General features: G+C 66.4%; 23 protein-coding genes. 15 read left to right on the plus strand and 8 right to left on the minus strand.

Features of this window, described 5'->3' with window-relative positions:
- Positions 1-94: 94 nt before the first annotated feature.
- A complete protein-coding gene (locus tag QMG86_RS22440) occupies positions 95-517 on the minus strand; it encodes a hypothetical protein (protein ID WP_281874648.1) in 423 nt (140 codons plus the stop codon).
- Positions 518-880: 363 nt separating this feature from the next.
- On the opposite strand from QMG86_RS22440, the gene lipB reads away from it, so the two are divergent.
- The 3 genes from lipB to QMG86_RS22455 all read left to right on the plus strand — a co-directional run bounded on the left by lipB (position 881) and on the right by QMG86_RS22455 (position 3,962).
- Entirely contained in the window at positions 881-1,642 is a 762-nt protein-coding gene (gene lipB, locus QMG86_RS22445) for a lipoyl(octanoyl) transferase LipB (protein WP_281874649.1), read from the plus strand.
- A complete protein-coding gene (gene lipA, locus QMG86_RS22450; RefSeq protein ID WP_434086119.1) occupies positions 1,639-2,754 on the plus strand; it encodes a lipoyl synthase in 1,116 nt (371 codons plus the stop codon). The genes lipB and lipA overlap by 4 nt, the downstream gene beginning before the upstream one ends.
- Before the next feature lie 629 nt (positions 2,755-3,383).
- Positions 3,384-3,962, plus strand: a complete 579-nt coding sequence (locus tag QMG86_RS22455; protein WP_281874650.1) for a transglycosylase SLT domain-containing protein — start codon at positions 3,384-3,386, stop codon at positions 3,960-3,962.
- Positions 3,963-4,470: 508 nt separating this feature from the next.
- On the opposite strand, the gene QMG86_RS22460 is transcribed toward QMG86_RS22455, so the two are convergent.
- Positions 4,471-5,643 carry a helix-turn-helix domain-containing protein gene (locus tag QMG86_RS22460; RefSeq protein ID WP_281874651.1) on the minus strand — a complete coding sequence of 391 codons (1,173 nt, stop codon included), beginning with the start codon at positions 5,641-5,643 and terminating at the stop codon, positions 4,471-4,473.
- Between the two features lie 328 nt (positions 5,644-5,971).
- Here QMG86_RS22460 and QMG86_RS22465 point away from each other — a divergent pair, with 328 nt between their 5' ends.
- The 7 genes from QMG86_RS22465 (at position 5,972) to QMG86_RS22495 (ending at position 10,219) form a co-directional block, all read left to right on the plus strand.
- A complete protein-coding gene (locus tag QMG86_RS22465; protein WP_281874652.1) occupies positions 5,972-6,187 on the plus strand; it encodes a hypothetical protein in 216 nt (71 codons plus the stop codon).
- On the plus strand, positions 6,184-6,390 hold the full coding sequence (locus QMG86_RS22470; RefSeq protein ID WP_281874653.1) for a hypothetical protein: 207 nt from the start codon (positions 6,184-6,186) through the stop codon (positions 6,388-6,390). The genes QMG86_RS22465 and QMG86_RS22470 overlap by 4 nt, the downstream gene beginning before the upstream one ends.
- Positions 6,391-6,509: 119 nt before the next feature.
- Positions 6,510-7,007: a DNA-directed RNA polymerase subunit beta gene (locus tag QMG86_RS22475; protein ID WP_281874657.1), complete on the plus strand. Its 498-nt coding sequence runs from the start codon at positions 6,510-6,512 to the stop codon at positions 7,005-7,007.
- Between the two features lie 153 nt (positions 7,008-7,160).
- Positions 7,161-7,712, plus strand: a complete 552-nt coding sequence (locus QMG86_RS22480; RefSeq protein ID WP_281874658.1) for a DUF3558 domain-containing protein — start codon at positions 7,161-7,163, stop codon at positions 7,710-7,712.
- Between the two features lie 11 nt (positions 7,713-7,723).
- Positions 7,724-8,098, plus strand: coding sequence for a hypothetical protein (locus QMG86_RS22485; RefSeq protein WP_281874659.1), 375 nt, complete (start codon positions 7,724-7,726; stop codon positions 8,096-8,098).
- Between the two features lie 14 nt (positions 8,099-8,112).
- Complete coding sequence (locus tag QMG86_RS22490; RefSeq protein WP_281874660.1) at positions 8,113-9,390, plus strand: hypothetical protein; 1,278 nt, start codon at positions 8,113-8,115, stop codon at positions 9,388-9,390.
- A 67-nt stretch (positions 9,391-9,457) separates the two neighbouring features.
- Positions 9,458-10,219 (plus strand): ESX secretion-associated protein EspG, encoded by a 762-nt coding sequence (locus QMG86_RS22495; protein ID WP_281874661.1) that lies wholly within the window; start codon positions 9,458-9,460, stop codon positions 10,217-10,219.
- Positions 10,220-10,281: 62 nt separating this feature from the next.
- Here QMG86_RS22495 and QMG86_RS22500 read toward each other — a convergent pair whose 3' ends face one another.
- The 4 genes from QMG86_RS22500 to QMG86_RS22515 all read right to left on the minus strand — a co-directional run bounded on the left by QMG86_RS22500 (position 10,282) and on the right by QMG86_RS22515 (position 13,017).
- Complete coding sequence (locus QMG86_RS22500; protein WP_281874662.1) at positions 10,282-10,797, minus strand: hypothetical protein; 516 nt, start codon at positions 10,795-10,797, stop codon at positions 10,282-10,284.
- A 395-nt stretch (positions 10,798-11,192) separates the two neighbouring features.
- Entirely contained in the window at positions 11,193-11,954 is a 762-nt protein-coding gene (locus tag QMG86_RS22505; protein WP_281874663.1) for a hypothetical protein, read from the minus strand.
- 131 nt (positions 11,955-12,085) lie between these two features.
- Positions 12,086-12,433, minus strand: coding sequence for a hypothetical protein (locus QMG86_RS22510; RefSeq protein WP_281874664.1), 348 nt, complete (start codon positions 12,431-12,433; stop codon positions 12,086-12,088).
- 2 nt (positions 12,434-12,435) lie between these two features.
- A complete protein-coding gene (locus tag QMG86_RS22515) occupies positions 12,436-13,017 on the minus strand; it encodes a YbaB/EbfC family nucleoid-associated protein (RefSeq protein WP_281874665.1) in 582 nt (193 codons plus the stop codon).
- A gap of 624 nt (positions 13,018-13,641) precedes the next feature.
- Here QMG86_RS22515 and QMG86_RS22520 point away from each other — a divergent pair.
- Positions 13,642-14,145: a hypothetical protein gene (locus QMG86_RS22520; protein WP_281874666.1), complete on the plus strand. Its 504-nt coding sequence runs from the start codon at positions 13,642-13,644 to the stop codon at positions 14,143-14,145.
- 16 nt (positions 14,146-14,161) lie between these two features.
- Here QMG86_RS22520 and QMG86_RS22525 read toward each other — a convergent pair whose 3' ends face one another.
- Complete coding sequence (locus QMG86_RS22525) at positions 14,162-17,602, minus strand: phosphotransferase (RefSeq protein WP_281874667.1); 3,441 nt, start codon at positions 17,600-17,602, stop codon at positions 14,162-14,164.
- A 149-nt stretch (positions 17,603-17,751) separates the two neighbouring features.
- Between QMG86_RS22525 and QMG86_RS22530 the strand changes: the two genes are divergently transcribed.
- From QMG86_RS22530 to QMG86_RS22545, 4 genes are all read left to right on the plus strand, one after another.
- On the plus strand, positions 17,752-19,176 hold the full coding sequence (locus QMG86_RS22530; protein WP_281874669.1) for a WGR domain-containing protein: 1,425 nt from the start codon (positions 17,752-17,754) through the stop codon (positions 19,174-19,176).
- A gap of 126 nt (positions 19,177-19,302) precedes the next feature.
- Entirely contained in the window at positions 19,303-20,796 is a 1,494-nt protein-coding gene (locus QMG86_RS22535) for a serine hydrolase domain-containing protein (RefSeq protein WP_281874670.1), read from the plus strand.
- Positions 20,797-20,887: 91 nt separating this feature from the next.
- Positions 20,888-23,083, plus strand: coding sequence for an elongation factor G-like protein EF-G2 (locus QMG86_RS22540; RefSeq protein ID WP_281874671.1), 2,196 nt, complete (start codon positions 20,888-20,890; stop codon positions 23,081-23,083).
- A 92-nt stretch (positions 23,084-23,175) separates the two neighbouring features.
- Positions 23,176-23,907 carry a hypothetical protein gene (locus QMG86_RS22545; protein ID WP_281874672.1) on the plus strand — a complete coding sequence of 244 codons (732 nt, stop codon included), beginning with the start codon at positions 23,176-23,178 and terminating at the stop codon, positions 23,905-23,907.
- A 15-nt stretch (positions 23,908-23,922) separates the two neighbouring features.
- Here QMG86_RS22545 and QMG86_RS22550 read toward each other — a convergent pair whose 3' ends face one another.
- Positions 23,923-24,822 (minus strand): hypothetical protein, encoded by a 900-nt coding sequence (locus QMG86_RS22550; RefSeq protein WP_281874673.1) that lies wholly within the window; start codon positions 24,820-24,822, stop codon positions 23,923-23,925.
- Positions 24,823-24,837: the final 15 nt, after the last annotated feature.

Raw genomic sequence — 24,837 nt, forward strand, 5'->3', positions numbered from 1 at the left:
CGGTGCCGACGTCCATGAACGGCGCAGTGCCGTCACGCGGGCGACCGAACGAAGCCGAACAGTGACGAGCGGTCCTCGAGCGCTGCCATAGGGCCTACCGTGCCGATTCGTTCTGGCTCTGGTCATCGAAAAGCTCAGTCGCCGAAAAAGGGGCCACACTCAGGCAGTGATGTTGGTGCGGAGCCTTATGGCCTGCAGCCCTCGAGTCGCCGTTGACGGCCACACCGATGTAGAGGAAGAAGAGTCCGGGCAGCAGTAATCCGATCAGCGTCAGCAGTGCGATGATCGGTGACCTGCTCCCGATCGCCGCGGCGATCGTGCACACCACCGAGGCGGCAGCCAGGACGATCACAGCCCAGTTCACCACGAAGAACCACGGCGACAACGGTAGGCGGCAGAAGTCAGGCCCGTAGTTCGTCTCCGATCGGTCGGAAACAATCACGCACAACAGGCTGACGACGATCAACGCGACGCTACCTGCCAGGAAAACTTGCCACCTCTTACTCAGAAACGACATTCACTCCCACCCGCCGTCGGTACCCGACGAAGCCGCACGAGCGGCCGCGCTCAGAAATACTCGAACATATCGCTCGCTCGACCGAGCTTCTCAGAGCTGGCGGGACCCGCCGAACCGATGCGGACACAGGAAGAAGGCGCCTCTCGATTCGCTGCGGCGCAGCTCGCGGAGCGCGTCGTTAAAGAGTGCGCACCAGGCACTTCGATGCGGCACAGCTCCATCCCAGCACAGAACCGTGACCCTCGTTCATCGCCGCTGTCGCGGCAACCTTCCAGCTCTTTCCCTGGCAACCCCGATCGACGGTGCGGATTCGCCCATCGAGGTGCTGGAATCGGATCACCTCGTGGGCGTACCGTCGTCGCCGTGACCAACCCGCGCACCACCGTGTCCGCCCGATTCGACACGACCCCGATCGTGGTCGAGGATCTCGGACTCATCGACTACCACGCCGCCTGGGAGCTGCAGCGCGGCATCGCCGAACAGCGCGCCGAGGGCAGCGGTTCGGATCATCTGCTGCTGCTCGAGCACCCCTCGGTGTACACCGCCGGCCGCCGCACCGAGGCCGACGACCTGCCGATCGACGGCAGCCCGGTAGTGCGGGTGGACCGCGGCGGCAAGATCACTTGGCATGGCCCCGGCCAACTGGTCGGCTATCCCATCGTGCGGCTCGCCGAGCCGGTCGACGTCGTCGACTATGTGCGCCGCCTCGAGCAGGCGTTGATCACAGTGTGCACCGATCTCGGCCTCGCCTGCGGCCGCGTCGAGGGACGTTCCGGCGTCTGGCTGCCCGCCACCGAGCTGTACGCCGAACGCAAGATCGCCGCCATCGGCGTGCGCGTGCAGCGCGGCGTGGCCCTGCACGGCGTCTCGTTCAACTGCAACGCCGCCCTGGATGGGTTCCAGGCCATCGTTCCCTGCGGCATCCGCGACGCGGGCATCACCACGCTGACTCGTGAACTCGGCCGCGAAGTGACCGTCGCCGAGATGAAGCCCCTGGTGGCCGGCGCCATCATCCGCGCGCTCGACGGCGATCTCCCGGTCACCGAGCGCGATATTCCCCGTGTCACCTCTGGCGACACCACCTCCGCAGCGGCCGATCGCGACGGCGTAAGGTCGATCAAGTGACCTCAGTCGACACCCCGACACCGCACAACGCGTCCGCAGCGGAACCTGCTGCGGCACTCCCGGGGCCCTCCGCGGCCACGCAGGCTACCTCCTCCGGGTCCGACGCTCGCGCCGCGAACGGCCGCAAACTCTTGCGCATCGAAGCCCGCAACGCGGAAACCCCGATCGAGCGCAAGCCCAAGTGGATCCGCACCCGCGCCACCATGGGCCCTGAGTACTCCGAGCTCAAAGGCTTGGTGAAGCGCGAGGGCCTGCACACGGTCTGCGAGGAAGCGGGCTGCCCCAACATCTTCGAATGCTGGGAAGATCGCGAGGCCACCTTCCTGATCGGCGGCGAGCAGTGCACCCGCCGCTGCGACTTCTGCCAGATCGACACCGGCAAGCCCGCCGCCTTGGACCGCGACGAGCCCCGCCGCGTCGCCGAGAGCGTCCAGGCCATGGGCCTGCGCTACTCCACCATCACCGGCGTCGCCCGCGACGACCTGGAAGACGGCGGCGCCTGGCTCTACGCCGAAACAGTCCGCGCCATCAAGCGTTTGAACCCGCATACGGGCGTGGAACTGCTGATCCCCGACTTCAACGCGAATCCGGACCAGCTCGCCGAGGTCTTCTCCGCGCGTCCGGAAGTGCTGGCGCACAACCTCGAAACGGTCCCGCGCATCTTCAAGCGCATCCGCCCGGCCTTCCGTTACGAGCGTTCCCTCGCGGTTCTGACCGCCGCCCGCGAAGCCGGATTGGTCACCAAGTCGAACCTCATCCTCGGCATGGGCGAAACTCCCGAGGAAGTCACCCAGGCCATGCGCGACCTGCACGAGGCAGGCTGCGACATCCTCACCATCACCCAATACCTGCGCCCGTCCCCCCGCCACCACCCGGTCGACCGCTGGGTGAAGCCCGAGGAGTTCGTCGAGCACTCCAAGACGGCCGAGGAAATCGGCTTCGCCGGCGTGATGGCAGGCCCGCTGGTCCGCTCCTCTTACCGGGCCGGCCGACTGTACGCCCAGGCGATGGCCCACCACGGACGCGAGATCGCCCCGGAGATGGCGCATCTCGCCGAGGAAGGCACCGCCGCCCAGGAAGCCAGTTCCGTGCTGGCCCGCTTCGGCAGCTGACCTACCTCCTCCGAGCAGTTCTGCCCTCGCGCCGCCCTTCAAGGCGTGAGGGCAGAAGCATTTCTACGACATACCGGCGGACCACGCACTTTACTCCGCCAGATATTTCGATCGCCGTCACTTGGAGCGTCAATGCATCCAAACCTTGCGTCGGACGGTCGTGATCCATCGTGATTCAGCGGGTTCAGTGATCGGATCGAGACGTTTTGGTCTCGTCACTGCGAAGTGCTGCTTTGTGGCGTAAATCACGTTTGCCAACAAAAGTCCAGCTCAGCGCACTGCCGCCAAGGCGTGTCAGGGTAGCTCAAGATCGGCAATTCCGGATATTTAATTTCCGTTTGCCAAATATTCACCAGTCGTGATCAAGCTGAGATCAGGTCCGGAAGAGACCCGAGAAACCAGCTCCACTGCTCCAACGGCTTGTTTCTCTCCGGGTACGGCAGCGGCACCGAAGGGCACCGCCCGGCTTGTGCACCGCGTCGCGCCGCCAGGAATCGAACCTGGCTTTCACAACGAAATCCGAAAACCGCACACGAGCCGAGAGGGCGAACACCTTACCCGGTGTCGCCGTGGATCCCGCGCTGGTTTTTCCGGCCGGATCGCCGCACGAACAAGGAACTGATTTCTCGATGCACGCACGCCTTTCTTTCCGCCGCCCGTCACTCGTCAAGGGCGCTGCCATCGCCGCGACCGTCGGCGTGATCGCCGTCGGCTTCTCCGCCGGTGTGGCGGTGGCCGACGACACCGCTGCGGCCCCGGTCACGCCGGTCGCCGCTGCCGCGCCGATCGATCTCCCGGCCCTGCCCGGACTGCCCGCGCTACCCGAACTGCCCGCGCTGCCCGGGCTACCGCCGCAGGGCTTCCTGCCCGCGCCGCCGCCCGTCTACGAGGACAATCTCGACGGCTGGATTCGCCAGTCCCTGGACATCATGCGCGTCCACGGGATTCCGGGGAGTTACGAAGGCATCCACCGCAACATCATGCGGGAATCCGGCGGCAATCCCCGCGCCATCAACCTGTCGGATTCCAACGCCGCCAAAGGCACCCCCTCCAAGGGCCTGCTCCAGGTGATCGACCCGACCTTCAACGCCTACCACGTCGACGGCACCGCCTTCGACATCTGGGACCCGGTCGCCAACATCACCGCCGCCTGCAACTACGCGGCCCACCGGTACGGCTCGATGGACAACGTCAACGGGGCCTACTGAGCCCTCGAATCCGAGCAAGCGCCTCCTCGTCTTCGCGACGCGGAGGCGCTGCCGTTTCCGGGTACGACTCGAGTCCCCGATCGGCCACTGCCCTGCGATCCCGCCTTCGTCCAGCAGCGCGATGGTGATCGCGGTCCAAGACATCGACTCCGGGGATGCATGGAGGAGGTGAAACGGCCGCGCTTCCCGAGAACACTGCCAAGGAAAACGCCGAGCGGTCGTCTACTCGAGAGCCTGCGTGTCCGAACCGCCATGACGCGGCTCGCGAGCAAGGACCGCTTTCGATCAGACTGGTACGGCTCCGAGTCTTGTCCCGTTTCTCGCGAGCCGTCCACGCTGACGAACGAATAACGATGACACGCCCCGCTGCTTCCGGCGAAGTGCTGTGCAGAAGGGTTTCGTGCTGTTGCCTCAGATCATCGACGGCGAAACAAACCACGGCCTCGGTACGTCAGGAACCGCGCGTGGTCGCCGATCCGGACGACGGAGTGTCCCTTTGTTCCACGGGCTACACCTGCGCGGCGCGCCTCCCGAGGAATTCCCGCACCTCCGGAACCGCGGCATGCGTGCGAACCAGGTTGGCGATCGCGTCGATTCGCTGGTGGAGGCGGGTGGAGGCGAGTCCGGCGATGGTGTCGTAGTTGTCCGTCAGCAGTGAGCATGCTCGCGCGACGTCACCGGACGTTGTGAAGTTCTCCGCGAGATGGACGTGCCACGCGGCGCGCTCCCTGGGCCATGCCGACGAACTCTCGATTGCGGCTTGCAGGTTAGAAGTCGCCTGGGAGTGCTCGCCGAGCCGCATCTGCGCCCAGCCGATGCCACCGACGAATTCGGCTTCCGGCAGATAAACCCAATCCGGATCGTGCCCGCGGGTTGACTCGTACGCACGGTGCGCCCGACCGATCGCGGCCGTCATCGCCGACTTGTCTTTGCGAACCCCATGCGCTTCGGCTTCCCTGATCGCCATCAAGGCGCGCAGTTTCGGACCGCCGTCACGGAGCGACGCCCGTGCCCCTGCCTGGGCGTACTGCACGGCCAGAGGGTTCCCCTTCGCGTCGTCCCCGGGACGACTGGCCATCAGACAGCTGGCATTCCCCAGCGCATGCGCCGCAGCGATCCCGTCACCCGCCGCATTGGCGGCGTTCGCCGCGTCCGCGTAGTACCGCCGAGCGTCGTCCAGCCGCCCGGCGTCATAGTGCACCCATCCGGCGGCGGTCATCATCTCGGCGGCAGCGCTGGTGAGCGCACGCCCGACCTTCTCGGTGTAACTGCCTTGGTCCAGAAGCTGCTCGACATAGCGGACTTGATTGGCCGCCACCCGGCACAACCGGTCGCCGCCGACCACCAGATCGAGTTCGTGGATCTGGTTGACGCTGTCGATGATGGCTTCCACGTCGCTCGCGCCGACTTTCCCGGCGGACGCCGAGGCGGCGTTCGCGGGGGCGGGAACCGACATCATGGCAGCCCCCGCGCTTACTGATGCCCCTGCTTTGAAGAAGTTGCGACGGTCCACATCTGCCTCCCGGTCCGACTCCACTACCAGTATGGCAAGCGGAACGCCCAGTGCACGGGCTACGAGCCGCAAGACCCGAACGTCGTGCGAGGCAGGGCCGCCGCGCTCCAGACCGGAAACGGCGGGCTGGGAGAAGTTGATGAGCGCGCCCAGTTCCGTCTGCGTCATGCCGACGGATTTCCTGATCCGCCGGATCACTTCCCCCGTGGTCATGTACATGGCCCAGCGCCCCCCTGATCGTCGGTCGAATTTTCCCCACAGCTTTTACCCCGAAAGCGACTGCAACCGCAGGATATACGGCTCTTCGGATAGCCGGAACGGAAACCGCGATCCGTGCTCCCACCTCGGCTTTCGCACGACCTACGTTCGGTCGCGGGTGCCCGGTACCGGGGCGACGCCGCACCCTCAGCGGCGCACCGGCTTGTCAGAGTGGCGAGCTGGTGGCGAGAGCCCCCGGGACCGGGCACCGGTCGATCCGCGAAACAGAGAGGTTTCCGTGTCCCCGCATTCCCTCGCCATGTACCAATTCATCGCCCTGTGTGACGCGGCCGCCCACCAAGCGCCGATGCAGCCCTTCACTATCCGCCAGGCGCATGACGTGATGCAGATCCATGTGGCCTGCCGCGCGAAACACTGCGCACGCAAAGCGGCGGCACGGCAGGTGCTGGTCGACAGCGGACGCATGGTGCCGGACCCGAGCAGGCCGCAGTGAACGCAGCGGCCCCCGGGGCTCCGGACCGCCGCCACATCCAAATCGAAAGCGGTCCGCTCCGCCTGGACTACCAGGCGAGCGCCGCACAGGCCGAAAGCGTCGCACACGCACTGGCGCAACGGTTTCCCGACATGACGGTGACCGTCGACGACGACCTGGACGACGATCTCCCGCACCTCCCTTGCGCGCAGCTGTGGGACTGATCGCTCCGCCCGGCCACATCACCCTCCATCCTCGAAACCTCAACGGAGACCTGCATCGATGCGATCTGTCCAACTCGTACAAGATCGACTCCACCCTGCTTCGAGCTGACGGCGCGGCCATGAACACAGATCCCACACTCGCCCGCTGCCAGCGCTATCGGCACGTCTACGGGCTGCCGTGCTACGTGCATGAGGAAACTCGACGAATCACTCTGCGCGCAGGGGAGGTAGGCGCGGTCACGGTACCCGAACGGCTCGGCAGAATGGTCCACGCCGACCTCGCCAGGCAATACTTGCTCGGCCCCGTCATCGCACACGGCTCCGGGCGCTGGACGATTCTCGTCCGTCCCGACGACACCCACCAGCTCGCCAACGACACCGATATCTTCATCGCACTGCTGCGCGCGTCCGCGACGATCGTCCCCGACGGCGGCGAGATACTGCTCCCCTCGCCTACTGACGAACGGACCGGCTACCGGTGGTGGGTCGTCGCACCGCGCGACGCGTTCCGCCCACACATCAGCACCGTCGTGCAGTCGATCATCATCTGCGCGGATCGAACTCCGCACCATCCCTATGGTTTCCAGGGACCGGACCGGCCACGAGACCACTCCTGACAACGATCACCCGAGCTGCACTCCCGTCCATCGGATGGCGCAAGTTCCCGAGACTCCCGATCCGAACGCACCCGATTCCGATGGAACCGGAAGCCCCGCGAGTGCGTCATAGACTTCAGGGACGACTTCAACGGCCCGGATCGGGAGGCTTCGGTGGGACGACGGACGACGGCGACGGTTGCGGCGCTCGCTGGGGTGGTGCTGGTCGCCTCGGGGTGCGAATCGGGCACGAACGGAACCGCCACGCCCGGCACGACCGACACGTCGGCGGCCACGGCCGCGTTGTGGGATCCGTGCACGCAGGTTACGGATCAAATGCTGCGGCAGGTAGGAGTTGACCCAGCCACGAAGAAGTCAGGCGTGGTTGGGATCGAGGAGCCCGGTTTCAAGGTCTGTGACTGGAACGACCCGGGCCATCCGTGGAACTATTCGCTCGGAGTCTGGTCGACCATCCATACTGTCGAAGCCTTCAGAAACAAGACAGACAATGTTGACTTCACTGCCGTCACGATCGACGGCCGCTCGGGCTTCACATTTCGTGATCAACGATACGACCGCGACGAGGCTTGTGACCTGATCTTTCCCACCAGTTTCGGAGCCGTAGAGGTCACCATTTTCAATGTCTCAGCGAAGAGCCGCCAAGTTCCACCCTGCGAGCGCGCATCGACTGCCGCCAGAGTGTTGCTGCCCGTTTTGCCACACTGATTGGAGATGAGATGGTCCTGGAAGAGGAGAGGTCACGATGGCAGTCCCTGGCCAGCGAGGCGAAAGGCGGCCGCCTATATCTCGACCCTTCGGTCGCGAAAGACTGTAGGGACGCTTGCGATAAGCAAATACAGCTGTATCAAGACTTGCGCAATGACCTGTTGTACATGCGTAAGGTGACGGGCTTGGGCCGCTTCGACTGCGCCGACGAACTGGCGAACATGCTGGGCGCGAAGGCAATCGGCGGCGACGGCGATGTGGACTCCGCGCTCAAAGAGCACATCGAGGTACTGACCCTCATCCGTGATACCATCCAAATTTCCGTGGACCGCATCGGCGCCCAGGACGACTCCAATGCGCGAGACACGAGCAATCTGCTGAACTGACCGGGGGATTAATCATGGGTCTGCCGTTCTTGGTAGCGATTGGCGCCGCCCTGTTGGAGCAGTCGAAATCGGGTCCGCCGGACAGCGGTTCGCGCGACGAGAGCCCCGACGCGGCCATCGCACGCAACCGCATCGCCGAAATCATGCGTGCGGGTTCCGATCTGCAGACCCAGTCGCCGAAAGTTCCGGAGACCGCGTACAAGAATCCGGACGGGATCGACGATCTCTATCAACGTGTGCAGGCGATGTCGATCACCGATGTCGTCGCGCTGCATCAACGGTGGGAGTCCATTCGCAATCGGCTGGAGCAGGGTTTGCGGGGTTTCGCGCCGGAGATCGGCAAGGCCATGGAAGGCAAATGGGAAGGGGCGGCGGCGAAGGCCGCGGCCGACGGGATCAAGGAATACGTCGACAAGTCCAGCGGACTGATCAGGTCGGTGCAGATCGTCGCCGAGAAGGTGAAGATCATCCGATCGGGCATCGAGGTCACCCGGCCCGCCGTGCAAGAAGCACCGGCGCATACCTGGACCAGCAACGTCGCGAGCTGGGTGCCCGGCCCGACCTGGAAGTTGAACCAGCATCGCGACGAAGCCGCGCACGATGCGTCCGTGAACGTCGTCAAGAACGTCTTCTATCCTGCCGTCCGGGAAGCCGACACCGGCGTTCCGCTGGTACCCAAGCCGTACAACCCGGTGCACGATTCCGGCGATCAGCCGTCCGCGTCGAACAGCGGTTGGCAGCCGTCGTCGTCCGGTACCGACACCAGCGATAAAGCCGGCACGGTGGACCCAGCACAGCTACCTGGTACCGAGAACACGGCGGAGAACACTGTCCCGTCGAGCACGAATCCTGGTGCTGAACAAGAAAGCACGCCCGAACAAACCACGACCACGCCGGCCGGCACGAATCCGTCGACCCAACCGGCGAGCACCAATCCTGGCACCGATCCATCACTGACCCGCCCCGGAACACCGGGTCCCGGATCTCCGAACACGCCGAGCCCGGGCAGTCCCGGCCCGGGCGTACCCGGCCTCGGCACCCCCGCGCCGGGCCGCAGCATCAACGGCGTCCCGGGCGGCGTTCCCACCGTCGCGTCCGCGCGTCCCGGCACCGGCCGACCGGGATCAGGCGGCATGCCGGGCATGATGGCGCCGGGCGCTCGCGGCAAGGGCGACGACGACAAGGAACACCAGACGAAGGACTACTTGGTGAACCAGCGCAACGGCGAGGAACTCACTGGTCTCGGTGCGGAGAACAGGGTGAAGTCGGTGCCGCCGGTGATCGGCGAATGAGCGAGCCGAATAGCGACACCATGCCACGCAGGATACGGCCGTGGTGCATGACGAAGGGGCCGGCTTCGTGAGCCGACAGGATTGGTCGTTCACCGCGCTCGGCTTCACGGTGCTGTGGCGAGCCGTCGAGCGCGACGTGCTGCCGTACCCCTTGCAGTACCGGTCCACCGCGGAGACCGTCGCCGATTACGAGTCGGAGTGGAAGGCCGAAGCAGCCGGACTGCACCGTCGCCTGGACGAGTCCCTCTACAGCGCACTGCGTGTTTTGGCCGAACCCGAGGCACGCATCGAGATGGCGGGTTTCAACGGAAGAGACAAACTGCGCGTGCACGCCGCCGTGCAATATCGCCATGCCGTGCTGCTGATACAAGAACCCACCTCGTCGCCGGATAGCGGTGGGGCGGTGCAAATGTCACTGATCAGTGCGGAGGACGTCAGCCGTCGGGTTTTCGATCTGCTGCCCGACGCCACACGCGGCAGCGGCCCCGGCATCGAGATCGCTCGGCACGAACTCGACGCCGAGGACGACGAGCCGTTCCGCGTAGGCGCACCACCCCCGCCCCGCGCCCGAGCCGAGCAATTCTTCGAACGCCCCCGCACCACCATTGCCCACGTCGCGGTGTACGCGGGCCCGGCCTGGGACAACCGCCCAGCACCCTCCCGCGGCTTCCACGTGATGGACTATCCCGACGGCCGCTATCTCGTCCGCAGCGGAGCCACCATCAAGGCCGTCCCCGCCGACACCACCGAACTACGGACCCAACTCGACCGAGTCGTCCGTGCGACGATCACAGCCTTTCGTGAGGAAAGCGATCCGAGTTACACCTGACGCATCGAACCCCGAGCCGCTCCAGCCCTATTTCCTGCCGGAGCGGCGGGTGCTTCGACAGCTCAGTCGAGGATGTTCAGGACCACCGCCGTAAACATCAGGGCGAAAAATGCGCCGAAGACGACCCAGCTGGTACGGATCCAGTTGAGACCCGGCCACCTCGGCGGCTTCGGACCCATCGCCCCCGGCAGAAGGTAGAACGCCGGAGTGCGGTAGTACACCGTCGTGCGGCATCCGGGTTCTACCGGCACGACAGTCTCCGCCGGACCCATATCGGCGTCCCACGCGCGGACGAAGAACCTGACGAGAAGGTTGACCCCCCGCGTCAGGACTTCGACCCGGTAGAGCCCAGGAGCCACCGGAATGTGGGTAGGCCCCCATGAGGCATTGGGTATTTCATTGCCGTTCACATAGATGCGCGGTCCAGTCGTCGCGTATACGGGGCCCGCGATCCACCATCGGAAGTAGGACGTGTCGACCACGATGCCGGTCTCGCCTGGCTCGGGCCGGAAGGCTTCCACCGGGTGGCGCTCGACATTCTGAAAGAACCGCAACCTCGGCCGGTCGACGGTATGCATTGGGGGCGGCACGTAGTGTGTCGTCCCACCATACGAAATGGGCTCCGGCATATATGGATTCGGGTGCGAATGGTTAGGCATCGGACCGCCGCCCCAATGCGTTTGCGCCGACCCGTTGAATCCCATGGAGTTTGGTTGCGCGGAGCCGGTGCTCATCTGTGCAGATTGCGGCGGACTCGCCCAACCAGGCTGACCCGCCGGTGGAGCAGCGCCTGAGACGGCGCGTCCCGGTGGCCACGGGCCGCCAAAACTCGTGTGCCCCTCCTGGGCGATACCCGGACTCGCCTGGCCCGGCTGCGGCGGAGGTGCGGACGGCCGGCTCCCGGGGCCACTGATATGCGGTCCCTGCTGATAATTCACAGTGCGTACTTCCCCTCGTTGTACTGGCACGATCGTCAGGCCGAAGCAGGCTGGTTTTCCTTACCCAGGAGGGCATAGATGACAGCGGCGACGGCCTGGGTGAGCGTCTGCACGTCTTTGAAGGCTTTCGCCATGTCGAGAAGTAGCGTGGAGATCTTCAAACCGTCGCGCCCGATCCTCGCGATCACCGCCGCTGCGACGTGCGGGCCCGCCGCGCCCAGAGACGCCGCGAGTTCCAGGGTGTACCCGATCAGTGCTCCCGCGAGGCTGGTCAGGATGTCCTGCACCATCTTGCGGAAGGCCTTGACGATCTTCGACGCGGTATCCATGATTTCGCCGAGAGTTGCCGCCACGCCACCCGCCCCGGCGATCTGGTCGATGAGATCCGTGGCCCGGTTCCGGTAGGCGTCCCCCGCGTTCCCGGTCCATGTCGCGATATCGGACTCCAGACCCTTCTGCCACGAATCGCTCATGCCGGTCAGTTCCTTGGCGATGCGATTCCAAGACGCGGAGTACGCCGCCACCATCTTGTCATTTCCAGCGAGTCCATCCAGCACCTTCCGGTACGGCTCGACGTGCGTGAGCATCCATCCGGCGATCTGGTCGCCCACGAATCCGAACGGGTCGACCACCGCATCCGCAACGGATGCGCCTGCCGAGATGCCACCCGTGATCGCCTCGAACGTCTTGGCGTTTTTGAAATTGGCGTAGGCCTCCCAAGCGTCTCCGGCGATGGTGCCGGACAGAACCCCGGGCAGCTTGGTTTCTTCGTCCTGCTTCAGGCCGATGTCGTGCATCCAGAAGACGGTCTCCTGGAAGTACTCCTCCCGATAGTCGGTGCCGTCGGCGATCAGTGGATTGTTCTCGGGCTTCTTCCGGTCGTCGAAACCAGGGGTGTGCTCGTTGAGCCAGTCACCAACTCTTGTGCTCACTTCGGGCCTCTCGATGCGTCGGCGATGGTTTCCCGCAGTTCGGTCACCGATCTGCCGAAGGCGCTGTCCTTGTCTTCGAATGACGCTGCGACGAGGTCGAGTTTGCTCGGCAGCGCCGCGACGTCCTCCGCGAGCTTGCGGATCACGGCGATGGTGTTGCGATGTTTGTCGTCCAGCACCAAGTGCACGAGCGGCCGGGGAATCTCGCCGAACCCGTCGTCAGCGGAACCCAGGTAGTCGGCGGCCTCCAGCGACAACGTCAAACTCTTCATGAGTGTCTGCAGCTTCGCGGCATGATCGCGCACTTCATCAGGATCGACGGAGATGGCGTCGGGATTGGTCACGGTCACACCAGCCAGGAGCGGTTGTAGTACTCGGTCTCCGGATCCGGTTCATCCGGGACGACGATCTGGTCACGGTTGGGTTTGCGGCTTCGCGGCGAAGCGGTCGGCTCCGCGGACGCCGCGCCCGGTTGCGCCGGGAAAGGAGACGAGGTCATGGACGGGCTGTAGCCGGACGAGGAAGCGGCACGGTCTTCGAATGGCGCGCTCGTCCGCGGCTCGGGATCGGGGAAACGCTCGGCGTACTGAGCGGTGATCGCGGCACCCGCCTCATCGTCGCCGACGGTGTTCCGCACGAGTTCGCCGACCTGTATCCGCAACGCCGATTGGGCCCGTCGCAGACACGCCATGATCTCGGCGGACAACACCGCCGGGTCCATCCCCCTCGAACCGGGCGACAGATCGATCGCCGTGGGCGCACCGCTGCTGTCGACGGTGACACGAACCCGATCGTCCTTACCGGCCTCGGTGACGGTCAGCGCCCGCATGCGGCTTTCCAACTCCTGAAACCGTTCGGCCCGACGCTCGAAATCCGCTGCCATCCGCGCCAAGTCTTCCGCAGCATGGTGCACATCGAATGCGGCCATCAACACCTCCTACTACTTCGCAACTGCCTGGTTCGACCAACACACACCGACACGCATCTTCACGTGTCCTACATCGACACTGACGCAGCGGACGGCCGATCGGTTCCATCGGATTCCGTGCTATCGGTGTCCTACCGAACTGAGGCCGAACCCAAGAGCCGCCTATTTTGGCGGAGGACCACGCGCCGCTGAAAACGTCCACCACAATGTTGCTGCGGCGCAACACTACTCGCGCTCGACTACGACGCCCGCACGGGCGAACTCGCCGCGCTGATCGGATTACTGAACTGATGATCACAAATAAGCGCTGGTCAGGCAGGTACTCCCGGCAGTGAAAACAAATGCGGAGGTATGGAGACCTAACCTTGGCCTATGCCTCGCTGGAGTACGCACGGTCGCAACCCGGCGCGAGTAGGGCGACTGGCGCGGCTCGGCACGGATTCCCAATCCCTCTCGGCCACAAGCATTTCCAGGGCGACGATCAGATCGATCACGGCCTCGGGAAGTGGGCGCAGGCCACCGTCGAATGTCGAGGACGAAGCACCGGAGCCCACGCCTCCTCGAGTACATCCGGGCTCCCTCGCACCGAAGACCGAAACGCTCTCGCGCACAACGGCGATGGGAATGCCGCCGCTGCCGCCACGGGACCGGGACGACGAACCGCATCGGCTGTATCACTCGGGCGCGGCCGCGTTCGTCGGGCTCTGCGTCGGTGTGCTGCTGCTGGTGGTGTCCGGGTGTCTGCTCGTCGATCACCCGACGCAGACGGCAGCGGCAACGTCCACCACAGCGGTCCGCACCAGCACCCCGACGTCCACGGCACCCTCGTCCACCGCGCGCACGACGCCTTCCGTCGCCGCCGCACCGCCGGTCCGGACGGGCATCGGGATCACCTTCGGAAAGGTCATCTCCAACGACGGTACGACGATGGTGGTGCGCAACGCGTTCACCAGCAGCAGCCTCGAGGTTCGTGCCGACGCCAACACGAAGGTGAACGTCCTGGTCGCCAAACGCGCCTCCGACATACGCGTGGGCGCCATCGTCGCCGTCTACGGGCGGCAGTATCCGGATCAGACGATCGTCGCCGAGTTCATCACCGGCATCTCGATCGGCGGTCCCACGAGATGATCCGCCCGCTCGCGCCTCAGGAACGCCCGCGTAGCGCCGCTTCCACCACCGCGTCCTCGACCGGCTCGGGCTGACCCCACACCCTCCGCGCCAGCCGCAGTTTCCCGGCCATGCCGGCCACCAACGCCGCCTCCGCCGCCGCGTCGGCGCCGCCCTGCCTGAGCTGTTTGCTGTAGCGAACCGCATCGACGACGACCGACTTGACGCGTTCGTGATCGAGGTAGGTCCGCAAGTCGCGCCGCCACTCCCCGGTCGCGGCCTCGGGCTCGGCGGCGATCCACGCCGCGAGGAACGCCTCCTGTTCCTGCGGGAGGTAGCCCATCTTGTGCAAGTGGGTGGCCACGTCGTACACCGGGTCGCCGTACAGGGCGAATTCCCAGTCGAGGAACACGACCCGGCCGTCTCGCACGATCATGTTCTTGCGGTGCACGTCGGCGTGCACCATCCGGAAGGGCCGCGCCTCGAGCGTGTCCCACGACGCGACGATGTGCTCGAGCGGCTCGTCGGGGACGCCCAACCGGCGGTACAGCTCGCCGAAATCCGCGCTGCTCTCGCGATACACCCGGGCGGTGACGGCGGACAATCGACGGGCGAAGGCGGCGGGGTTCTCGGTCCCGTCGGACTCGATCGGCGGCAGCAACTCGCGTGGGATACGCCTGAGTTCGGCGAACAACGCCGCGACATCCGCCGGTACGTGCGCCGGGACCGGGACGCCGCGCGGCGCTATGCGATCCAGGAGGTCGCCGTCGATGTAATCGTGGATCTGGAAGGCGGGACGCACCGATTCCCAGCGCAGCTTCGGCGCCGCGGCGACGAACGGCTCGATCGCGATCAGCACCGCGGGCTCCGGCCACTGCCGCAGGTCCATCACGTCGGCGCCTTCGACGGGAATCCGCACGTTCACCGCACCCGCGACACCGTCGACCCGGACGTTGTGGTTGTAATACCCTGCGGCCGACTGCGGCCGGGTGAGCGCGTCGTCGTACATCGCCTCGGCGTCGACACCGAGTACTCGTGCGATCAGTCGGGCGGCATCGCGGTCCACGGCCGAGCCGGGCGTCGGCGGCTGGATGCGCGACCGCGCGGCCGCGGCGGCTCTGGAGATGTCGGGTTCGGTCCAGCCGTAGAGCGCCAGGACCGCTCGCGCGACGAGGACGAGCCCCGGATAGACGTTCGCGCCCTCGAATTCCGCGATAGCCCAGCGCGCGCTGCGGACGGCCGCCTCGCGTTGCCCACGGCGCGCGAAGACACCGGCGCGGAACAGCTCGGCCCTGGCCCGCCCGGACCGGTACCCGGCCTGCTCGAGGATCTCGCAGGCTTCGGTGAGCGCACGCTCCGCGGCGTCCAGTTCGCCGAGTGACAACCGCGCCAACCCGAGTGCGGTGTAGGCCTTTCCGAGCTCGTGCAACGCACCCAGCTCACGCTGCCGCACGATCGCGGTCCCAGCGGCCGCGATCGCCCGGGCCGGGTCGGTGAGCGCCAGCAGCTCGGCGACATTCGTCGCGATATTGGCTTGGCCGACGACGCTTCCGGCGGCTCGATAGTGGGTGTCGGCCTCGTCCAGATATCGTGCGGCGCGCTCGGTGTCGAATGCCAGCCGGTAGGCGAGATGACGCAACCGCGCCACGTCCCCGAGGAACTCACGGTCGTCGCCGTCCGCCATCGCGACGAGTTCCTCGCACATGGCCAGTGCCTGGCCGAATCGGCCCTGGCACATGTGCAAGTCGGCCGCCCACTGGCCGGCGACGAGCCGGGCCCGGCCCGATCCGCGCGACCACACGTCTTCGTAGATGGCCAACGCGTCGTCGGTGTCACCGAGGATGCGGCGTGCGTTCGCCGCGGCGACGGCCAACCGTTCCGCGATCGGTCCGGTCCCATCCAGGTCGACGCCGCGGGTGAGCCGATCGGCTTGCTTGGCGTCGCCGAGCAGCACCGCCGCTTCCGCTTCCAGGCACCGCGTCAGTTCCGACAGTTCCGCCATACCTGCCAGGTTCTCATGCGGATCGGTCAGGTAACGGTCGAGATCGCTGATCACCCCGCCGATTCCTTGGCTGCCCCCGGCCGCTTCGATCCGATCGACGTATCCCAGCAACGTCACCGCGGACAGCAGCCCGGACCGGACCCCGTGGTATCCCGCCTCCCGCAGAGCGGCGACGCGGCCTGCCGGTCGCTCCGCACGCGTGAACCAGAGGTCGTGCAGCACCCCGTGCAGCGTGCGCCGCACGTCCGGATCCAAACGCCGCTGCAGTGCGTCCACCATCAGTTGGTGCAGCTGGAAACGCTCGCCTTCGTCCGCCGCGTACACGAACGAGTATCCGATGAGGGACTTCCAAGCGGCGATGTGGTGCGGTAGCCCGAACTGCCGTGCCACCACGGTGAAGATCTCCCGATCGAAGGTGCGCGGCAGGCCCAGCAACTCCAGCATCCGAACCTCGTCGGGGCGCACGTGTTGCAGGAAACGTTCGAGAATCGGTTCGGGAGAGACCAATTCGGCAGGCGTCACCCAGCCCGCGCGGGTGCGGGCGTCGATGGCCAGATGCAGGTAGAACGGCACGCCCGCACTCGACGCGGCGATCGCGGCGCGCTCCGCGGAATCCTCGATGCCGGACGCGTCGAGCAAGGCGAAGCGGGCGTCCATCGGCAGGTCGTCGACCGGCACCGCCCGGATTCTGCCCGACCACTCCGGGTCGTGCCGCTCCCAGCCCAGCGGCTCGCGGCTGGCGATCACCACCAGTCCGGTGTCCAGCTGCGCGACCACATCGCGTAACCACGCGTCCGACGCCGCCGCGCGGCCTTCGCGGTCGGTGCCGCCCATCAGCGCTTCGTAGGCGTCCAGGAAGACCGCGTAGGGCTGCCTGCCTTCGGTCCCGCTCTTGAGATCTTCGGCGAAGAGATAGGAGACGGCCTCTTCCAGGCCCGCGAGACTCAATCGGTCGAGTTCCTGGAGAACCGGGTCCTGGCGTATCCGATGGGTGCGGATCGCGCGGCGGGCGCCGATGTCCAGCAGCCGGGTCGCGGTGCCGAAGACCGGGATCCCGGTGGCGTCGTTGAGGATCTCGGTCAGGATCTCGCTGTGCTCGGCCAGCGCCAGCGACTCCGAGGTCAGGCGCAGATGCGGGTGCATGCGCTGCCACAGCACCGCGCAGGCGATGTCGAAGCGGTGGAATTTGATCTTCTGCGCGCCGAACTGCATGCGCAGCACGGCGAGGCCCTCCGCGGCCTGCCGATGACTCGGAACCTGCAGATCCAGCACCGCCGCCGGATGCTTCTTCTCGACTCGCGCGCGCAGCTCGGTGACCAAACGCGATTTGCCGATCCCGCCCACACCGCTGAGCAGCATGACCCGCGGCTGCTCGGCGGCGTCTGCCAGTAGTTCGTCGAATCGCGTCAGCACCAGCTCACGGTCGACGAACGGGCGGCTGGTCGAACCCGGCTGGAATCGTGCGGTCAACGCCATGCTGTGTCCCCCCTCCTGACGAACCCGGCACGATTCTGCCAGACCCGCCACGGCCCGCAAGGACGTGACCGCGGCCGGTTTCCGCTGAATGTCGGTGCCCGTTGCTAACTTTCGTTTCGTTCTGATCTGACGAAACCAGGCGAGGCGCTATGACAATCGGGGGAACCACCTATCTCGAACTGTCCGAGGACAGTGGTACCGCGCACAAGTTCTACGAGGTGATCGTGGCGGGCACGCAGGTGAGCGTCCGTTTCGGTCGCATCGGGGAGCAAGGGCAGACGAAGGTGAGTTCGTTCGCCTCCGAGGAGAAGGCGCAGGCGGCCGCGGCGAAGAAGATCGGTGAGAAGGTGCGGAAGGGCTATGCGCCCGCCGTGCTGGGAGCGCGGGCCAGGCGCCCGGCCACCCGGCGGGCGATCAGCAGCGGCCGCTCCACCGCGAAAGCCGCGCCCGTGCTGTGGAGTTTCGACTCCGGCGCCGCCGCTTTCGGCATCTTCGTCGACGAGCGCCGCTGCTGGGTGGGCAACGAGAGCGGCGACGTGTTCACCCTCACCCCGGACGGCGTGGTCACCGGCCGGTACCGCTTGCCGGATGCGGTCAAATGCATTGTGGCGGACGATTTCTGGATCTACGCCGGTTGTGACGACGGACGCGTCTACGACTTGTCGGGCAAGGTGCCGCGGGCGGCCTACGACATCGCGGCCGACGTCGACATCTACTGGCTCGACATCCACGACGGCATCCTCGGCGTCTCCGACCGCCAGGGCGGCATCACCGTGATCGACTACGAGGAAGAGTCGCTGTGGACCCGGCGCAGCACCGGCGACTCGGGCTGGATGGTGCGCATCGACACCGGCGGCGTCTACCACGGGCATTCCGCCGGCGTCACGAAATACGACCTGGACAGCGGAAACGCGCTGTGGCACGCGGGCACCGGCGGCGACGTCCTGTTCGGCTGGCAGGAATCCGGCGCCGTCTACGCGGGCACCGCCCGCAACCAGGTCCGCATGGTGGCCAAGAGCGGCCGGGCCGAGCGCACCTACCAGTGCGATGCCGCGGTCTTCTCCTGCGCCACCTCGCCCGACGGCCGCTACGTCTTCGCGGGCGACAACTACTCCTCGGTGTACTGCTTCGACGCCGCCGGTAACCGCGTGTGGAAGCTGGCCACCGGCTGCGGCTCGGCCTATTCCATGCAGTACCACGACGAGAAGCTGTACCTGGTCACCACCACCGGCACGCTGGCCTGTCTCGACGTCGGCGAGGCCGCGATCCGTGATGCCGAGCAGGGCGTGCTGCCGGAAACGGTGTCGGTGAAGGCTCCCGAGATCTCCGCGGTGGTGCCGAGCGACACCGTCGAGATCACCTCCGACGCGGGCACCGGCGTCATCGTGGAATGTGTGCACCAGGGGAGTTCCCTGCGCGTGCGAGTCGTCTCGCCCGGATATCACCAAGGCTGGAACGTGCAGTTTCCCAAGGACATTCGCCGAGCGGGGGCGCGGTACGTGGTCGACGGCATCGCGGAGTCGGCGCGTGGCGGGTTCTACCGCGTGCGCGGGGACATCCGCCAGTTGTCCTGAGTCCAGAACGTTCCAGAACGATACGTTCTCGCACGTCTCGCGAGATGTGCGACGGCGTCTCAGCAGGACCCCGGCCGCTCACGACACTGGCACACTGACAGAAGTATCGAAATGGGGGATGGCTCGATGGGTGGACGATTCAGAACGTGGGCTGCGATCGCCGTGGCACTGACGACGGCGGCGGCGCTGCTGGCCGGGTGTACGTCGAACGACCATGCGGAACGGAGTTTTCCATCCGAGGCAGCCGAGCGGATCGACCGCATCGTGCGGCCGCAGATGCGCGCGCGGCTCGCCCCCGGGGTACTGGTCGCGGTGCACGACCCCGAGCGAGGCACTTTCGTCACGGCCTACGGCACAGCCGATCTCGCGACCGGTCGTCCGATGGACGTGGCGAATCATGTGCGGATCGGGAGCATCACCAAGACGTTCACCGCCACCGCGGTGCTGCGCGCGGCCGACGAAGGAAGACTCTCGTTGGACGATGTGCTGGCACGGTACGTGCCGGGAGTGCCGAACGGCGACGTCATCACCCTCCGCGATTTGCTCGGCATGCAGGGCGGCGTCTGGGATGTCCGGGAAGAACCAGCTTTCGCCGAGCAGATCACTGCGAAGACTCCGGCATCCGAATGGCATGAGGGCGACCGCCTGCGTGCCATCATCGCGCACCCGGAAAGGGCGATGCCGCCACGCAATCGCGTGGAGTACTCCAACTCCGAGTACTACCTCTTGGGCCTCATACTCGAGAAGGTCTACGGAAAACCGGTGCACCGCGTGATCGATGATGTCGTCGCCGCACACGGGTTGCGCGCCACGACGTATCCCATCGACGCCACCATGCCGGCACCGGAGAGCCGCGGGTACGCGCACTTCGACGAAGCGGCCACCGATGTCACCGCGCGGACCACCCCTGCGCTCGCCGGTGCCGCGGGCACCATGGTGTCCACGATCTCCGACCTCGCCGACTACGCCCGCATGCTCGGCCGCGGCGATCTGCTGAAACCGGAGACCTTCCGTGCCAGGACCCAGTTCGCCGGAGACCTGCGCTACGGGCTGGGTGTGATGGAGTACGGCCGCTGGATCGGCCACAGCGGGGCGGTCCCGGGCTACACCACTCACCTCGGTTATCTACCCGAGCGGGACGTCGGCGTCGTGGTCGCGGTCAACGAATTCAGCTCTCCGCCCCTGCTCGGGGTGACCGCCTCGATCATCTGGTTCGGCATCGTCCGTCAGCTGTACCCGGGCACAGCGCCCGAGGCTTCCGTGAACGCCGAGCCGAGCCCGCCGATCCCCGCGGTCGCCGAGCTCGACGGCCGCCTGCGGCGCACGCTCGATCCGGCGGTCCCGGCGGCGGACAAACCGCTGCGGATCGCCGACGACGACAAGGATCCGGAGTTGATCGCGCGGATATCCCGGGTCTACGCGCCGATCACCACGACGGTTGTCGAAGCGACCGAGGTCGGCCCCGGTCAGCTGCTCGGGACCGTCGTGCTCGGCAGCCCGGAACGCCGCGTGCCGGCCGTCGTGCCGTTCGTCGCCCGCGACGGCTCCTGGCGCATCGCCACGGGCTGGGCCTGCCAGACGCTCGTGACGACCGGCGAGTCCTCCCCCGCCTGCCCGTGACCGCCCACGCTGATCTGCCGATTCGTCGGCGGAACGCCACGACCGGTGGGAAGGTTGAGGTACGGCAGGTGTCGGCAAAGGAGCGAGACACATGGTGGACAAGACCAACGGAGCTGCCGCGGGCGACGGCGGCGTGATGACGGCGGACCGGCCGGAGCAGATCCGCAACGTGGTCCTGGTCGGGCACAGCGGGTCGGGCAAGACCACGCTCGTCGACGCCATGGCGCTCACCGCGCGGGCGGTCAACCGTGCGGGGCGCGTCGAGGACGGCACGTCGCTGTCGGATTACGACGAGATCGAGCACCGCCAGCACCGGTCGGTGCAGCTGTCGGTGGTGCCGGTCGCGTGGGGCGGGATGAAGGTCAACCTGGTCGACACGCCCGGATACGCCGACTTCGTCGGCGAGTTGCGGGCGGGGCTGCGGGCGGCCGACGCGGCACTGTTCGTCATCTCGGCGGCCGAGGGCGCGGACGGAATCGCCGGGGCGACCAGGGCGCTGTGGGAGGAGTGCGCCGCGGTCGGGATGCCGCGCGCGATCGTGATCACCCACCTGGACACGGCCCGCGACGAGTTCGACGTGATGACCGAGACCTGCCGGACCGTGCTGGGCGGCGGATCCTCGGAGAACATCCTCCCGCTGCATCTGCCCGTGTACGGCCCGAAGAATCCGGACGGTCACCGGCCGGTCACCGGCATGGTGGAGCTGCTGCCGCACTGCGTCGGCGACTACTCCTCCGGCGAGGAGGTCCAGGGCGACCCGTCACCCGATCAGGTGCCGGAGCTGGAGGAAGCGCGCAACCGCCTCATCGAGGGCATCATCGCCGAGAGTGAAGACGAGAGCCTCATGGAGCGCTACCTCGAGGGCGCGGAGATCAGCCTGGCGACGCTCGTCGCCGACCTGGAGCGCGCGGTGGCGCGGGGCAGCTTCCACCCGGTGCTGTTCGCCGCGCCCGCGCCCGAGGGCGCTAAGCAGGGCCTCGGCACGGTCGAGTTGCTCGACCTGATCACCGGTGGTTTCCCGACGCCCGCGGAGCACCCCATCACCGCCAGCAACGGCGCCGGACCGCATCCGCTGCGCTGCGATCCGGACGGCGAGCTGGCCGCGGAGGTCATCCGCACCGCGTCCGACCCGTACGTCGGGCGGGTCTGCATGGTCCGCGTCTTCTCCGGCACCTTGCACGCCGACGACACGGTGCACATCAGCGGGCACGGCCTCGAGGATCGCGGCCACGAGAGCCACGAGCTGGACGAGCGGGTCGGCGCGATCTCCGCGCCCTTCGGCAAGCAGCAACGCCCGCTCCGGCAGGCGATCGCGGGCGATATCGCCTACGTCACCAAGCTCGGTCACGCCGAAACCGGCGATACGTTGTCGTCCACCGGCAGTCCTTTGCGGATCGAACCGTGGCCGATGCCCGATCCCCTGCTGCCCGTCGCCATCCGCGCACACAGCAAAGCCGACGAGGACAAACTCTCCCAGAGCCTCGCCCGCCTGGCCGCCGAGGATCCGGCGCTGCGCCTCGAGCACAACGCGCAAACCCATCAGCTGGTGCTCTGGTGCCTCGGCGAAGCGCATCGCGACGTCGCCCTGGAACGGTTGCGGACCCGGTTCGGCGTGCAGGTCGACGTGACCGACCACGAGGTGGCGTTGCGGGAAACGTTCGCGGGCAAGGCGAACGGACGCGGCAGGCACGTCAAGCAGTCCGGCGGGCATGGGCAGTACGCCGTGTGCGAGATCGAGGTCGAACCGCTGCCGGAGGGGTCGGGGATCGAGTTCGTGGACAAAGTGGTCGGCGGCGTCGTTCCGCGCCAGTTCATCCCCTCGGTGGAGAAGGGTGTCCGAGCGCAGGCCGCGCGCGGGTTGACTGCGGGATATCCCCTGGTGGACGTGCGCGTAACCCTGTTCGACGGCAAAGCCCACTCCGTCGACTCCTCCGATGCCGCATTCCAGACCGCCGGCGCGCTCGCCCTGCGCGAGGCCGCTGCGGCCGCGGGGATCAGGGTGCTCGAGCCACTCGCCGAAGTCTGGGTGCTGGTCTCCGACGACTACGTCGGACCGGTACTGAGCGACCTGTCCAGCCGCCGCGGTCGCGTCCTCGGCACCGAGCCGCACGGCGCAGGCCGCACCCGGATCCACGCCGAAGTCCCCGAACTCGAACTCAGCCGCTACGCCATCGACCTGCGTTCGATCTCGCACGGCACCGCCGATTTCACCCGCAGCTACGCGCGCCACGAGCCGATGCCGAATCAGATCGCCGCGTCGATGCGCGGGGAAAAGGCACGCGCGTAACCACATCGGGCCGACTTCCCACTGGCTGTTGATCTCGTGCTGCCGGGTACAGTTGGGCTCGTATTCGAGCCTTGGTAGGTGGAGAAATGGAAATGGACCCCGCGCGCTGCGTCGTGCTGGTGCCGGTGCACGACTACATCGAACCCGGTTGCTCGGAGGGTCTGGCGGAACTGGAACGGCGCGGCTACCCGGTTTGGCGCGTCTACGGTTGCTCCGCGATCGATCAGGCCCGCAGCCAAATCGCCACCGACGCTTTGGCGCAAGGTTTCGAGGAGTTGATGTGGATCGACGCGGACGTGCGCTTCGATCCAGATGCGGTGACAATGCTGCGGTCCCACGATCTGCCGGTGGTCTGCGGGATCTACGCCAAGAAGATGACGCGCGAACTGGTCTGCAGTCTGCTGCCCGGTACCGACAAGATAATTTTCGGCGACGGCGGCGGCACAGTGGAGATCCGTTACGCGGCCGGCGGGTTCCTGCTCACCAAACGCGACGTTTACGAGACGATCGCGGAGAAAGAGGAACTGCCGGTCTGCAACTTGCAGTTCGGGCGCGCCAACGTGCCGTACTTCTTGCCGATGATCGTCCCGGATGGCGAGAACCAGTGGTATCTGGGCGAAGATTACGCGTTCTCCGAACGTGCCCGGCGCAGTGGCTTCAGCATCTACGCCGATACCCGTATCCGTCTGGAGCACATCGGCAAGTACGGATTCACGTGGGAAGACGCGGGTAGCGGCAAATACCGCTACAGCAGTTACGAGTTCAGTTTCCGGCAACGGGGTACGGATGCCGATGCGGAGAAAGGCGTCGAGCAGCCCCAGTGACGGAAGCTCGGCGGATCACGCCGTGCCCTCCTGAGAAGGCGAGCCGTCAGCGTGGACGAGATCGCTGGAAACGGCTGAGAACAAGCTGATCGAGGACTGCTCGCGCGGCACTCCGACGCGTTGCGCCATCTGCAGAACAGATGCGCCATCGGCGTCACCGAGCACTCGGGCCAGGCCAGGTCGAGGATCGGATCCACCCACCACCGGGGCCGACCGCAGCCTGCTCGACAGCGCCTGTTTCCACGAGGGCACCCGGTCGTATTGATGGACGATGGGATACGGCATGCCTGTGGAGGTGTGGACACACTCCCCGATCAAGGTCGGCTCGGGCTCCAAGAGAAATGGGCGCAAAGCGCCGAGCTTGCCGGGGTCCGCGAATGTCCCGGCTTGACAGGCGAACCCCTCCTCGGACGTCACGAATTGCACCGCCGATCGATACGGCTCCATATCGAGCAACAGGTTGTACCCACTCTGATCGGCGATCGACACCCCGGACGATGCCGCGATCAGGGAGATGGCCAAGCACAAATCTGCCATCACCCCCGCCTCTCCAGCGATGACTCCGACGTTGCAGACCGGTTTCGACCACAGGCGCTGTACATGTGCCGGGAAACTTCGTTGCAGATTGGCCCGGTTCCACTCTTCGTCGGAATACCGCACCCCCTCGCTGACAGCGAGAAAGGGGCGTCGCAAGTGGGCTTCCAACCACGTGATCGGATCCGACTGGAAGAACACGTCGCGCACATCGGTGACGATCGCGAACCGGAGGGAAGACGCGAACATACGCAGCACATGGGCGACATCCTCGAATCGCCCGTTGTACACGCTGTCCCGAGGCGGCATCCGGACCGCGTACAAACCCAGCGCGTCCAGATGTTCGGCTATGGCATCGCCGCGGTCGTCGCGGTCGTACACGATGACCGCGCCCAC

Origin of the sequence: Nocardia sputorum, assembly GCF_027924405.1 — a bacterium.
Taxonomy (GTDB): Bacteria; Actinomycetota; Actinomycetes; order Mycobacteriales; family Mycobacteriaceae; genus Nocardia; species Nocardia sputorum.